Here is a 12,769-nt window from a genome sequence, read left to right as displayed (position 1 = left end):
CGGCGAGACGGGGTGGACGTCCGCCAGACTAGGTCGGCCAGCCATCGGATGTCTAGACCTGACGAAGTGACAACGAATGTCGTGGAACGGCAACCGGGCGGCGGTCCGGTAGCCTGTGTTCACTATTCGAACAGCGGTACCAGACTTTCGGCGGAGGCCCCCGTGACCAAACCGACGCGGTCCCCCGACACCCGCGCCGACCAGGCGGACATCCAGGCCGTGAGCCGGGTCAGCCAGATCCTGTCCCTGTTCGACCCGGCGACCCCGGAAGTCACCGCGGGCGAAGTCGCCGAGCGGCTCGGCCTCAACCGCACCACGGCGTACCGCTACTGCACGTCCCTGGTCGCGGCCGGTCTCCTCGAGCGCAGCAACGAAGGCGGCTACGCGCCGGGTGGGCTCCTGCTGCAGCTGGGCGCGTTCGCCATCGGCCACCGGCGGGTGGTCAACCTGGCCCCGCGGCACATGCAAGCGCTGTCGCGGGCGACGCAGACGAGCGTGGTGCTGAGCCTGTGGGGCCTCACCGGGCCGGTGGTGTCGCGGGTCGAGGAGAACGTCTCGACGATCGTGGTGGTGTCGGTGCGCGTCGGCAGCCACCTGCCGCTGGACACCGCGCAGAGCAAGGTGTTCCTGGCCTACCACGCCGACCAGCTGTCGATGGAACGGCTGATCGGCACCCTTTCCGGCACGGCGCGGGACGAGCTGCGCGCCGACGTCGACCGGGTCCGGGCGGTCGGCCACTGCTCGGCGATGAGCACGCCGGGGATAGTGGCCGTGGCCGCGCCGGTCTTCGACGAATACGGCATCTGCGCGACGATCGCGATCGTGGGGCCGGACAACACGTTGTCGATGAACGACGACACCCCCGAGCTGCGCGTGGTGGTCGACGCCGCGCGGGACCTCACCCACGAGCTGGGCGGGCACTACCGGCCGGACGACATCCAGCCCGCGGTGTAGGGCAGCCACGCCGGCGTGGGCGGCGGCGCCACGTCGGCGTACTCCCGCGTCCCGGCCAGCGCGCTGCCGACGAAGTCTTCGCCGACCCCGGCCACGCCGTCGACCAGCTCCCGGAGCACGGCGGGACCGCCGATCCACAACGCCGTGACGACTTCGACGGCGCGGGCACCGGCGGCGAGGAAGCGCAGCACGTCCTTCGAAGTACGGGCGCCGTTGGTGCCGATCAGGGGTACGTCGAGCCGCTGGAAAGCCTTGCCCACCCAGTAAAGGCTCATCGGCAGGCAGCCCGGTGAGCTCCACGCGCCCCACGAGCCCAGCACCGCACCGCCGTCGAGGTCGGGCAGGAAACCCGGGTAGCGGCCGACCAGCCCGACCGCGTCCGCGCCCGCCGAACGAGCGGCGCCGGCCAAAGCGACGACGTCCGACGCCTGGCCCGGCAGCTTCACGAACAGCGGGACGTCGACGGCGGCCCGCACGATCCGGACGGCCTCGGCGACCCCGTCCGCTTCGGTCAGTTGCCGCACCGCCCGGGCCTCGCGACCGTGCGGGGCACCGATGTTCAGCTCGACCGCCGGGACGACCGAAGCCAGCGCCCGCCCGATCCGCGCGGCCGCGGCCGTCTCGCCCAGGGTGATGCTCCCGAGCACCGGGCAGCCCCTCTGAGCGCCGTGGGCGACCGCGGCGGCGAGCACGGAAAGCCAGTCGTCCAGTTCCACCTGCGCGAGCCCGGAGCGGTTGAGCAGGCCGTCACCGAGCCGGACCTTCGCCGGCGGTCGCACCTCGCCGTCCGCGGAAACGAAGGCGTAGCCGGCGATGTCGAGCTGCCGCCGGGCGGCGGCGCTTTCGTTCACCGACTTGGCCACCACCGCCCCGGCGCCCGCGTCGACGCACGCGGTGATCCCTTCGAGGGTCATGGTCAGCTCGGAAGAGCCGACCCACACCGGGTTGGCGGCGGCCAGGCCCGCGACGTCCATTCAGGACAGTTTCGGGATCGTGCTGTCGTCGGCCATGTCGACGTCCTTCGTCTCCGGGCCGAGGAAGCCGCCGAGGCTGATCAGCAGGCCGGCCAAGACGATGAGGACGCCCGGGGCGAGGTGCGCGGGCATGAACCCGTCGAAGCGCTGCAGGTAGAACTGGTAGAACGCCGGGGCGATGAGCGCCAGGCTATAACCGACGCCGTAGCCGGTCGACCGGATGCTCGCCGGGAACCGCTCGGTCAGGTACGCCGCGATCGGGCCGAAGGTGCCGACGGTGAACACGCCGATCAGCACGCCGAAGCCGAGCGCCGCGCCGAAGCCGCCGTTCGACGCCATCAGGGTCGTGTACGAACCCGCGCCGAGCACGACCATCGAGAAGCCGTAGCCGATGTAGAACCGGCGGCGGCCGATGCGCTGCGACAGCATCCCGAACAGCGGGTAGGACAACGCGGCGGCGGCGTTGATGACGAGCATCGTCAGCGTGACCTCCTTGCTCGAGAGGTCCAGGTGCGCCTTCAGCTGCGCGGGTGTCACCGCGGCTTCCATGTTGGTCGCGAGCCACGTGCCGGTCATCAGGACGAACACCTGCCCCAGCGCCCGCGGGTACTTCCGCAACAGCCGGACGAACGGCAGCTTGTGCTTCTCGCCGGTCAGCTCGGACGGCGGCTCGTGCACCTGCTTCTGGTAGTAGCGGAACAGCACCGCCGCCAGCAGCGCACCGACGAAGAACGGGATCCGCCAGCCCCACTGGACGTACGCGCTGTGCAGGCCGGCCGACGGCAGCAGCTGCAGCATCAGCAGCGTGATCGCGGCGATCACCGCGTACGCGGCGGGCGAGGTCGAGGTGATGATCGAGGCGTAGAGCCCGCGTTTGTGCTTCGGGCTCCACTCCATCGCCAGCGGCACCGCGGTCGTGTATTCGCCGCCGAGGAAGATCCCGTCGACGAACCGCAGCGCGATGAGGGTGCCGACCGACCACATCCCGATCGTCTCGTGCCCGGGCAGGCACGCGGTCACCAGCGTGATGACGCCGAACCCGCCCACCGCGACCAGCGTCGTGCGCTTGCGCCCGACCGTGTCGGCGAAGTGGCCGAAGATGATCGCGCCGAGCGGGCGGCCGATCAGCGTCGAGGCGAACACCAGCGACGCCAGCAGCGCCGTCGTGCTCGCGCTGAGGTTCGCCGCCTGGAAGTACGCGGCCGCCGGCGCCAGCACGACGATCGGCAGGTAGATGTCGAACTGGTCGACGAAGTAGGCGAGCGTCCCGCCGCGCACCGCTGCGCGCACCTTGGCGGGGTCCGGGCCGTGCGGGGTACCGGGACGCGCGGCCGTCTCCGCGGGGCTGGGCGGTGTGGACATCATCGTCCTCCGTTTTCGAACCTAGTGTTCACGAAGCGAACGTGAGTCACTCTAAATACCGCCAACGGTGAACACAAGAGCGGTCACAGGGTTGACAGACGGTCTTATAGTGAACTTTGACTTCATAATGCGAACGAGAGGCACGCTGATGAGTCCCGCCATCGCCGCCGTCCTGGACGGTCTGGTCGACATGCACGTCCACTCCGGTCCCAGCCCGTTCCCGCGGCGCTTCGACCACGTCGAGGCCGCGCAGGACGGCGCCCGGATCGGGATGCGCGCCATGGTCGCGAAGTCCCACCACCACAACACCCAGATGGACGTCCTCGCGATGAAGGGCCGCCTCGAAGGCGTCAAGGCGCAGGCCTTCGGCGGGATCGCGCTGAACAGCACCGTCGGCGGCCTCAACGTCCACGCCGTGCGGATGACCCTGCGGATGGGCGGCAAGGTCGTCTGGTTCCCGACCATCTCCTCCGGCCGGCACATCGACTGCCACCCCGAGGACGGCGCCTTCCCGACCACCACCGTCCCGCTGACGCTGGAGCGCATCGACATCGTCGACGGCGAAGGCGCCCTCAAGCCCGAGGCGCTCGAGATCCTCGACGAGATCAAGGAGCAGCAGGCCGTCCTCAACGGCGGCCACATGTACCCCGAGTACATCAAGACCCTGTTCCAGGAGGCGCACGAGCGCGGCATGAAGCGGATGGTCGTCAGCCACCCCGACTTCGTCATCGGCGCCGACCCCGCCCTGTGCCGCGAGCTGATCGAGCTCGGCGCGTTCATCGAGCACGAGGTCGGCATGTACGACCCCGAGGGCACCCAGAAGTGGGACCCGAAGAACCTGCTGACCTGGATCGAGGCGCTCGGCCCGGAGCACACCGTGCTCGCGTCGGACTTCGGCCAGAAGGCCAACCCGAAGCCGGTCGACGCGTGGCTGCGCGTCGGCGCGGCGCTGCTCGACCTCGGCCTGCCGGAGAAGGACCTGCGGCGGATGGTCCGCGACAACCCTGCGTACCTGCTGAACCTCGACGCCTGAAAGGACGCGCTCGTGTACGAAAAGGACGATCCCCGCTCGGCCCTGGCCACCGCGGCCCCGCCCGACAACGGCACCAGGATCACCGCCGCGCAGTACCTCGACCTGCGCGAAACGCCGGTAGTGCGGGCCCAGAACGTGATCCTGATCCACACCGACGCCCGCGACGGCGACGACCTCGACAACGGCACCCTCGACGGCGAGCTGGCGATCGTCGTCACGAGCGCCTCCCCCGCGTTCACCGTGCTCACCGCGGACGGCGCGACCAAAGTGGACTCACCGGGTCTCGTCGTCGTCCCGCCCGGCGCGTCGCGGATCGGCGTGCACGGCGACGGCCCGCTGGTCCGGCTGGTCGAGGCCACCGAAACGGCGTGGCGGGACCGCGTCGCCAACGCCGGCGCGTACGCCGAGGACCACCCGCGCGTCACGCTGCTGGAGCGCTGGCCGGCGCCCGCCGAAGAACGCGTTCGCGTCTACCCGCTGTCCGAGGTGCCGGACGACCCGAAGCGGTTCGGGCGGATCTTCCGGACCCGGTCGTTCATGGTGAACTTCCTGCCGCCGCAGGAGGGCCCGCGCGACCCGCGCAAGCTCTCCCCGCACCACCACGACGACTTCGAGCAGCTTTCCCTGGCCGTGCAAGGGGAATACGTGCACCACATCCGCACGCCGTGGCTGCCCGACAGCACCACCTGGCGCGAGGACGAGCACGTGCGGATCGGCAGCCCGTCGGTGACGGTCATCCCGCCGCCGACCGTGCACACGTCCGCGGCGAGCGACCCCGGCGTGAACCAGCTGATCGACATCTTCAGCCCGCCGCGGGTCGACTTCTCGGAAAAACCGGGCTGGGTGCTGAACGCCGACGACTACCCGACGCCGTGAGCGCGCGCACCGGCGGCGGGCTGTTCACCCGCCCGGCCACGCCCGTGGGCACCTGGCTGAAGATCGCCTCGACCGAGCCGGCCGAGATCATGGCGTTCGCCGGGTTCGACTTCGTGGTCGTCGACCTGGAACACGCCCCGCTCGACCTCGTCACGGCGTACCGGCTGATCAACACCGCGGCCGCGCTCGGCCTGACGCCGATCGTGCGGGTGCCGGACAAGACGCCCTCGACGATCCAGAAGATCCTCGACGCCGGGGCGATGGGCATCCTCGTCCCGCACGTCGACACGGTCGAAGAGGCGGCGGCGGTCGGGCGGGCGTGCCGGTTCCCGCCGCACGGCGTCCGCGGCGCCGGGGGCACCAGCCGCGCCGGGGCGTGGGGGCTGAAGCCGACCGCGGACTACCTGGCCACCGGCAACGACGACGTCCTCTGCATCCCGCAGCTGGAGAGCGTCGAGGCGATCAAGGCGGCGCCGGAGATGCTGGCGCTGGACACGGTGGACGCCGTGTTCGTCGGCGCGGCGGACCTGTCGATGTCGATGGGCTCGACGCCGGCGTCGCCGGACGTGCTCGACCTGATCGCCTCGGCCGTCGCGGCCGCGCACGACGCCGGGAAGAAGTGCGGGCTGGCGTTCGGCGGGGTCCCGGACAGGGCCGCCGCGGCGGTGCGGGAGGGCTGCGACTTCGTGCTGCTGAGCAACGACACGACGATGCTGGCCGAGGCCGCGCGCGGGCTGGTCACCGCGTTCCGGGACGCGACCGCATGACGTTGTCCTTGCCGCGCACGGCGTTGTCGATCGCCGAGCTGGACGACCTCGACCACGCCGGGGTCATCCGGTTCGTGCGCGCGCTCGAGGAGTACGGGCACCGGATGGTGTGGCTCCCCGAGGTCGCCGGCCGGGAGGCGTTCACGACGGCGGCACTCGTGCTGGCGTCGACGTCGTCCTTGATCGTCGGCAACGGCGTGGCGCGGGCGCTCGAACGCGTCCCGAAGTCGGCGGGCTCGGCGGCGCGGGAGCTCGCCGCCGGGTACCCCGGGCGGTACGTGCTGGGGCTCGGGGTGAGCGGGGCGGTCCGCGAACGCGGGGCCGGGCCGCTGCCGTTCCTGCGCTCGTACCTCGACGGCGTCGACGAGGTGGCGCCCGGCGTGCCGCGGGTGCTCGGCGCGTACTCGGCGGGGATCACGAAGCTGGCCGCCGAGCGGGCGGACGGGCTGATCACGTTCCTCGTCACGCCGGAGCACACCCGCTGGGCGCGCGAAACGATCGGGGACCTGTTCCTGTCCGTCGTCCAGTGGGCGGTGGTCGGCCGTTCGCGGGCCGAGGCCCGGGAGGTCGCCCGGGAGCGGCTCGCGTACTACCTGACGCTCCCCCACCAGATCGCGAAACTGACCCGGCTCGGGTTCACCGACGCCGACCTCGCGCCGCCGGGGTCCGACCGGCTGCTCGACGCGCTCGTCGCCTACGGCACGCCGTCCCAGGTGCGCGAAGCGGTGCGGGCGCAGTACGAAGCGGGTGCCACCCAGGTCGCGCTGTCGCTGGTCGGCCCGCTCGACGAAGCGAAGCTCGACGCCTACCGGGCGCTCGCACCACAGGAGGATTGATGCGCACGGCCGAGAAAGTCATCATCACCACCGCCATCACGGGCTCGGTGAACATCCCGTCGCAGAGCCCGCACCTGCCGTTGTCCGCCGACGAAGTCGCCGACGCGGCCCTGGAAGCCATCGAGGCCGGGTCGGCCATCGTGCACCTGCACGCCCGCGAGCCGGACGGGCGGCCCACGCCCGATCCCGACGTGTTCGAGAAGATCGTCGGGCGGATCACCGCGGAGACCGACGCCGTCGTCAACATCACCACCGGCGGCGCGTCGTCGATGACGATGGACGAGCGGCTCGCGGCGGCGCGGCGGCTGAAGCCGGAACTCGCGTCGATGAACATGGGGTCGATGAACTTCGTCTATTCCGGCATCGCGGACAAGGTGACGGAGTGGAAGCATGACTGGGAAAAGCCGTACGTGCTCAACACGTATTCCCACCCGTTCGTGAACACCTTCGACCGGATCGAGGACACGCTGCGCACGCTCGGTGCGGCCGGCACGAGGTTCGAGTACGAGTGCTACGACATCGGGCACCTGTACTCGCTGGCGTACTTCGTGGAGCTGGGGCTGGCGAAGCCGCCGTTGCTGATCCAGGGCGTGTTCGGGGTGCTCGGCGGGATCGGCGCGGACCACGCGAACCTGGAGCACATGGTCCGCATCGCCGACAAGCTCTTCGGCGACGACTACGCGTTTTCGGCGTTCGCGGCCGGGCGCGACCAGCTGGCGTTCGGCACGCACAGCGCGTGGCTCGGCGGGCACGTGCGGGTCGGGCTGGAGGACAGCCTGTGGATCGGCAAGGGGAAGCTCGCCGCGAGCAACGCCGAGCAGGTCCGCAAGATCCGCGCGGTGGTGGCGGATCTCGGCAAACCGATCGCGACCCCGGCCGACGCCCGGGCGATGCTGGCACTGCGAGGAGGACGGGCATGAGCCTGCTGACCGGAAAAGTGATCCTGGTCGTCGGAGCCAGTTCGGGCATCGGCGCGGACGCGGCACGCGTCTTCGCCGCGGACGGCGCTTCGGTGATGCTGGTGGCCCGCACCGAGGAACCCTTGGCGAAGCTGGCCGCGGAACTGTCCGATTACGACGTCGCCTACACGACGGGCGACATCACGTCGGCGTCCAGTGTGGACGCGTTCGTAGCGGCGACGGTGTCCCGTTTCGGCCGCCTCGACGGCGCGTTCAACAACGCGGCGATGGGCGGCAGCGGCCGGCTCGACGCCGTTTCGGAGGAGGACTTCGACCGGATCATGGCGGTGAACGTGAAGGGCACGTGGCTGTGCCTGCGCGCCGAGGTCCGCGCGATGACGGGCCCCGGCTCGATCGTGAACGTGAGCAGCATCGGCGGCCTGCGCGGTAGTTCGGGCATGGGCGCGTACCAGGCGACGAAGCACGCGGTGATCGGCCTGACCCGCACGGCGGCCCACGACTTCGGGCCACTGGGCATCCGCGTCAACGTCCTGGCCCCGGGCCCCACGGAAACCCCGATGCTGGCCGAGCTGCGCCGAACGATCCCGGGCGGGGTGGAGGCCCGCATCGCGGCAACGCCGTTGCGCAAGGCGGGCACGGGCGAGGAGGTCGGCTCGACGGCGGCGTTCCTGCTGAGCGACCGTGCCAGCCACCTCACCGGGGTGGTCCTCCCGGTGGACGGCGGCTTCACGGCTTGACCCGTACGTCGTGAAGGCCACTGTGGGGAAGTTGTGCTTCCTCACGGTGGCCTTCACGAATCAGGCGTCCGAGTTCGATGGCGGGGCTCACGCCTGACGACCCTCATCGATGGAGGGTTCGGGTAGAGGTCGGAATGCTCCTGCGCGCTCTGCGCGAACTGGCGGAGGTACGGCGAAACCGGAGTTCCTTCCTGCTGCGAGTCTCGCAGAGCGAAGAACCCCGCGGTCTCGGCCGGAGCGACGACGCGTACCGCGATCAGCCCCCACAGCGCGATAGCGTCCCGCGTCGAGACATACCGCCGGCAGCAGAGGAATCCGAGCATGTTGAGCGACGAAGCGCGTGGTTGGCCGACCGGAAGTCCGCGGCGGACAGGTCGCCGGCCGGAGTGCCGCTTGCCTGCGCTTCGAACAGCACCGCCCGTCCATGCTGGTTTTCGACCAAGAGCTGACGTTCGTGCGTGTCGAGCAGGAGGTCGCGGCGGGATGTACGCCGGTCGTACCTGAAGACGAACGTGCTGAAGAGTACCGCGACGAACGACACCACAACGGCCCTGGGTGAAGCGCTCCAGCCTCCCGAACGACCTGTCCACCACCCGACTCAGGCCAGGTCGGGGATCAGTTCTCCGATCAGCCGGATGCTCTTCAGCGCCTTGTCGTGCGGGATGCCGCCGATCTGCTGCAAGCACATCATCCGGTCGATGCCCAGCTCCGCGTACGCGCGCAGCTTCTTGCGGCACGTCTCCGGGCTGCCCACGATCAGCGAGTCCTGCGCGCTCAGCACCTCGAAGACCTCGTCGTCGGCGACCTGCTCGCCCTGCAGGATGCGGGCGATCAGCAGGTTCGCCTCCGATGGGGTGTTCGCCGCCTCGCCGCGGAGGAAGTCGCCCGTCAGGCCGCCGCCGTCCGGGGACGAGAGCAGCTGTTCGTTGCGGGCGTTGGCGCGGACGAACTCCGTTGCCGCTTCGAAGAACGTCAACGCCGTCACCGTGTACCAGGCGGCCGCCGCCGCGGCGCCGTTGCGCATCGCCTCCTCGTCGGTGTCCGCGCAGTGGACGAACGTGAAGAAGCCGACCTGGTTGTTGACGTACGCGCCGACCGGGTCCGTGCACGCCTCGGCCGCCGCGCGGTAGAGGCCGATCAGGCGGCCCGCGCGCTCCAGCGACTCCCACATCGTCGTGCCCAGCACGCCAACCCCGCGCCGGCCCGCCTCCTCGAACGACGCCGGGCTCGCCGCCGCCTGCCAGAGCGGCGGGTGCGGGCGCTGCAGCGGCTTGGGCCCGATCGCCACGTCGTCGATCTGGTAGTCGTCACTCCCGTGGGAGAACCGCTCGTCGGTCCACATCTTCGGCACCATCTCGAACGCCTGCTGCGTCTGGGCGCGCGCCTCGACCGGCTCGATGCCGAACAGCCGCCACTCCGGGATGGTCGAGCGGGTCAGGCCCAGCTCGACGCGGCCGCCGCTGAGGTGGTCGAGCGTCGCCGCGCGTTCGGCGACGCGGATCGGGTGGTTGAACCGGCCCGGCGCGAGCACGGCGGAGTGGCCGAGCCGGATCCGACTGGTGCGCTGGGACAGCGCGGCCAGCATCAGCTCCGGGGCCGAGGAGAGGCTGAACTCCCCCGCGCCGTGGTGCTCGACCTGCCACCAGCAGCCGTAGCCGAGCTCGTCGGCGAGGACGGCCTGTTCGATCGCCTGGCGGAACCGCAGCTGCTCGTGCCCCTCCGGCCACGGGCGCGGGTTCTGGATCTCGTTGAACAGGTCGATCTGCATCCACGGCCTCCGCTCGTCGGACTTACCGAGAAGTCAGTCCCCGAGAGCGACCACCCCGTTACGCAAGTCGCACGTTCGGCCGAACGATCAGCCCGGCCCCAGGTCGGCCGACAGCCAGTGCTCCGGCCGCAGGAACACCGTGAGGTGCTCGCCCAGCTCCTTCCGCTCGTACGCCACGAACTCCTCGGCCGTGCCCGGCGGCAGGTACCGCGACGCCATCTCCAGCGACCGCTCGTCGGTGTCCGGCTCGGTCCGCGTCACCGGCCCTTCCACCGACACGTACCGAACCGTCGGCGACGTCCGCTGCGCCAGCAGGCTGAACCGGCCCGCGGCGAGGATCGCCCGCGTCTTGCGCGCGTCGGGCCCGGTGCGCACCCACAGCTCGCCACCCGGCGTGTACTGGTACCAGATGGGCACGACGAGCGGCGCCCGGTCGGGCCGCTCGACGACGGACAGCGCCCCGACGTGCGGTTGCGCCAAAAATTCTTCGCGTTCCTCCTTGGTCAGCACCATGCTCCGGAAGCTACCCGCGGGGTCCGACAAAAACGTGGGCTGACGCGACGGGGTGACACGGAAGAGGCGGTGACCATGGCCGTCCAGCCGAACGTGCCGCGCCGGGCCGAGGTGCTCGCCGCCCTCTCGCTGGCCATCGACCTCGGCCTCGGCCAGCCGATGGAGCACATGCTGCGCTCGGCGCTGATCGCGACCCGGCTCGCCGGCCGGCACTGGACGGCGGCCGATCCGGCGGAGATCGTCGGCGACATCGTCCTCGGCCGCTAATTCGGCGCGGGAGACCGGATCCTGGAGCTCTGCTCGGTGACGACCGGCCGGGTCGCCGACCGCGGGCACGTGGCCTACCGGCTGCGGGGGCACCGCGACGACGTCGACCACATCGTCGAGCAGCAGGCCTACTACGCGGTGCGGGACGGCGAGATCGACTGGCTGCGCGTCCTGTGCTCGGGTTACCGGCCGCTGCCCGGCTGAGATCCGGATCACGTGGGCGTGGCTCGCCGTGCCCACGGGGCCGCCGCCTGCCATCCTGTGCCGTCAGGAAGACAGGCGGACGGAGGCACCCGTGGGCGTCATCAGCTGGATCGTGCTCGGGCTCATCGCGGGGTTGATCGCGAAGGCCCTCATGCCGGGCAAGGACCCCGGCGGCTGCATCATCACGATCCTGCTCGGGATCGGCGGCGCCTTCGTCGGCGGCTGGGTCGGCAAGACCCTGTTCCACACCGACCTCGGCACCTTCTTCGACCTGCGCACCTGGGGCCTGGCGGTCCTGGGCGCGCTGATCATCCTGGTGATCTACCGGATGGCGTTCGGCCGGAGCCGCCGCGACTGACGCTCAGTTGAGGCTGACGCCGTACGCGCTCAGCGCCTCGCCGACCGGCTGGAAGTACGACGTCCCGCTGCCCTTGCCGGACGTGATGCCCAGGCCGACGCTGCCCGCGAACAGGCAGCCGCCCGAGTCGCCGGGGTTGACCAGCGCGTTGGTCTGGATCAGCTGGTAGACCGAGCCTTCGGCGTAGTTCACGGTCACGTTCAGCCGCTGGACCGAGCCCGACGTCAGGTTCGTCGTGCTGCCGCTCTTGCTGATCCGCTGGCCGACGGTCGCGGTGCCGGCGGAGCTGATCCGCTGGGTGGAGCCGTTCCACAGGGTGACCGCGCCGGGGGCGCTGCCGGTCGTGTTGCGGATCAGGCCGTAGTCGTTGGTCGGGAAGCTCGACCCCTGCGACGGCCCGACGTTCCACTGCGACACCGCGCGGGTGCAGTGGCCGGCGTCGACGATGTAGTTCTGGCCGCCGCGGTTGGTGTTGAAGCCCACCGAGCAGCGCGTGCCGCCGCCGGCGATGGCTTCGCCGTTGTAGATGGCCGTGTGCATCTCGCCGGCGACCCGTTCCACCCGGACGCGGTCGCCGAGTGACCCGGCGGCCTTGAGCAGCGCGTCGGTGCCCTTGGCGGCGTCGGCGACGGTCAGCACGATCTGGTTGGTCGTCGGGTCGAGCCCGATCGAGGTGTGCGCGACGGCGGGCAGCGCCTGCAGCGTGTCCTGCGCGCTGGTGAGGGCGGCGCTGGAGTGCTTGACCAGCTTGGCCTGCGCTCCCGCCGCGGTGACCTGGTCGGCGGCGGCCCGGTCGAGCACGTTGACGACGGGCTTCGCGGCGGCGTCGAGGTACCCGCCGGCGGCGCGGGCCCCCAGCGCGGCGGTGACCTGCTGCACCGTGCCGACGCTCGCGGCCTGCGTGCGCAGGAGCGAGACGGCGGCGGACTCGCTGATCCCCGCTTCCGCGGCGAGGGAAGCGACGGCGTCCCGCTGCACCGACGGCGAGTACCCGTCGATGGTGGTGGCGGTGGCGCTGACGGGCGAGAAGAACCCGATGGCCGCCGCGGCGGCGAGGAGGGTCGTGGCGGAGCGTGCGGTTCTGCGCATGCCGGGAGCTCACTTTCACGGGGAAAGCCGGCGAGGGGTGGCCACGCCGGCCACGGTGGGGGAACTGGTGAGCTCGAGGGTGCTGCGCGCGCCGCGAGGGGCGGTACCGAC

The 12,769-nt window shown here is 71.0% G+C and carries 16 protein-coding genes; 11 read left to right on the top strand and 5 right to left on the bottom strand.

What is annotated here, in order from left to right:
• The first annotated feature begins 162 nt into the window (after window positions 1-162).
• Window positions 163-954 carry an IclR family transcriptional regulator gene (locus ACLJQM_RS19255; protein WP_410632233.1) on the top strand — a complete coding sequence of 264 codons (792 nt, stop codon included), beginning with the start codon at window positions 163-165 and terminating at the stop codon, window positions 952-954.
• Here the strand turns inward: ACLJQM_RS19255 and ACLJQM_RS19250 are convergent.
• Both ACLJQM_RS19250 and ACLJQM_RS19245 read right to left on the bottom strand, forming a co-directional pair.
• Window positions 921-1,928, bottom strand: a complete 1,008-nt coding sequence (locus ACLJQM_RS19250; RefSeq protein ID WP_410632232.1) for a hypothetical protein — start codon at window positions 1,926-1,928, stop codon at window positions 921-923. The genes ACLJQM_RS19255 and ACLJQM_RS19250 overlap by 34 nt on opposite strands.
• Window positions 1,929-3,290, bottom strand: coding sequence for an MFS transporter (locus ACLJQM_RS19245; RefSeq protein ID WP_410632231.1), 1,362 nt, complete (start codon window positions 3,288-3,290; stop codon window positions 1,929-1,931). It lies immediately after the preceding gene.
• A gap of 148 nt (window positions 3,291-3,438) precedes the next feature.
• Between ACLJQM_RS19245 and ACLJQM_RS19240 the strand changes: the two genes are divergently transcribed.
• The 7 genes from ACLJQM_RS19240 (at window position 3,439) to ACLJQM_RS19210 (ending at window position 9,018) form a co-directional block, all read left to right on the top strand.
• Window positions 3,439-4,323, top strand: a complete 885-nt coding sequence (locus ACLJQM_RS19240; protein ID WP_410632230.1) for a DUF6282 family protein — start codon at window positions 3,439-3,441, stop codon at window positions 4,321-4,323.
• A gap of 12 nt (window positions 4,324-4,335) precedes the next feature.
• Window positions 4,336-5,199, top strand: coding sequence for a hypothetical protein (locus tag ACLJQM_RS19235; RefSeq protein WP_410632229.1), 864 nt, complete (start codon window positions 4,336-4,338; stop codon window positions 5,197-5,199).
• The gene (locus ACLJQM_RS19230; RefSeq protein WP_410632228.1) at window positions 5,196-5,966 is read left to right on the top strand and encodes an HpcH/HpaI aldolase family protein; all 771 of its coding nucleotides are present in this window, start codon (window positions 5,196-5,198) and stop codon (window positions 5,964-5,966) included. The genes ACLJQM_RS19235 and ACLJQM_RS19230 overlap by 4 nt, the downstream gene beginning before the upstream one ends.
• Complete coding sequence (locus ACLJQM_RS19225) at window positions 5,963-6,802, top strand: LLM class flavin-dependent oxidoreductase (RefSeq protein ID WP_247023833.1); 840 nt, start codon at window positions 5,963-5,965, stop codon at window positions 6,800-6,802. The genes ACLJQM_RS19230 and ACLJQM_RS19225 overlap by 4 nt, the downstream gene beginning before the upstream one ends.
• Window positions 6,802-7,722 carry a 3-keto-5-aminohexanoate cleavage protein gene (locus tag ACLJQM_RS19220; protein ID WP_410632227.1) on the top strand — a complete coding sequence of 307 codons (921 nt, stop codon included), beginning with the start codon at window positions 6,802-6,804 and terminating at the stop codon, window positions 7,720-7,722. The genes ACLJQM_RS19225 and ACLJQM_RS19220 overlap by 1 nt, the downstream gene beginning before the upstream one ends.
• Entirely contained in the window at window positions 7,719-8,459 is a 741-nt protein-coding gene (locus ACLJQM_RS19215; protein WP_360780446.1) for an SDR family NAD(P)-dependent oxidoreductase, read from the top strand. The genes ACLJQM_RS19220 and ACLJQM_RS19215 overlap by 4 nt, the downstream gene beginning before the upstream one ends.
• Window positions 8,460-8,883: 424 nt before the next feature.
• Window positions 8,884-9,018, top strand: a complete 135-nt coding sequence (locus ACLJQM_RS19210; RefSeq protein WP_410632226.1) for a hypothetical protein — start codon at window positions 8,884-8,886, stop codon at window positions 9,016-9,018.
• Between the two features lie 39 nt (window positions 9,019-9,057).
• Here the strand turns inward: ACLJQM_RS19210 and ACLJQM_RS19205 are convergent, their stop codons facing one another.
• Together ACLJQM_RS19205 and ACLJQM_RS19200 are read right to left on the bottom strand one after the other, a co-directional pair.
• Entirely contained in the window at window positions 9,058-10,227 is a 1,170-nt protein-coding gene (locus ACLJQM_RS19205; RefSeq protein ID WP_410632225.1) for an LLM class flavin-dependent oxidoreductase, read from the bottom strand.
• Between the two features lie 87 nt (window positions 10,228-10,314).
• Window positions 10,315-10,740: a pyridoxamine 5'-phosphate oxidase family protein gene (locus ACLJQM_RS19200; RefSeq protein ID WP_247023837.1), complete on the bottom strand. Its 426-nt coding sequence runs from the start codon at window positions 10,738-10,740 to the stop codon at window positions 10,315-10,317.
• Window positions 10,741-10,809: 69 nt separating this feature from the next.
• Between ACLJQM_RS19200 and ACLJQM_RS19195 the strand changes: the two genes are divergently transcribed.
• From ACLJQM_RS19195 to ACLJQM_RS19185, 3 genes are all read left to right on the top strand, one after another.
• Complete coding sequence (locus tag ACLJQM_RS19195; RefSeq protein ID WP_410632224.1) at window positions 10,810-11,007, top strand: hypothetical protein; 198 nt, start codon at window positions 10,810-10,812, stop codon at window positions 11,005-11,007.
• A 36-nt stretch (window positions 11,008-11,043) separates the two neighbouring features.
• Window positions 11,044-11,211: a hypothetical protein gene (locus ACLJQM_RS19190; RefSeq protein WP_410632223.1), complete on the top strand. Its 168-nt coding sequence runs from the start codon at window positions 11,044-11,046 to the stop codon at window positions 11,209-11,211.
• 91 nt (window positions 11,212-11,302) lie between these two features.
• A complete protein-coding gene (locus tag ACLJQM_RS19185) occupies window positions 11,303-11,569 on the top strand; it encodes a GlsB/YeaQ/YmgE family stress response membrane protein (RefSeq protein ID WP_247023841.1) in 267 nt (88 codons plus the stop codon).
• Between the two features lie 3 nt (window positions 11,570-11,572).
• Here the strand turns inward: ACLJQM_RS19185 and ACLJQM_RS19180 are convergent, their stop codons facing one another.
• Window positions 11,573-12,658 carry a S1 family peptidase gene (locus tag ACLJQM_RS19180; RefSeq protein WP_410632222.1) on the bottom strand — a complete coding sequence of 362 codons (1,086 nt, stop codon included), beginning with the start codon at window positions 12,656-12,658 and terminating at the stop codon, window positions 11,573-11,575.
• Between the last annotated feature and the right edge of the window lie 111 nt (window positions 12,659-12,769).

The organism is Amycolatopsis sp. cmx-4-83 (genome assembly GCF_046548815.1).
GTDB classification, from domain to species: Bacteria; Actinomycetota; Actinomycetes; order Mycobacteriales; family Pseudonocardiaceae; genus Amycolatopsis; species Amycolatopsis pretoriensis_A.
Note: the sequence above shows the minus strand (reverse complement) of the source record. Positions and strands in the feature narration are given on the sequence as shown.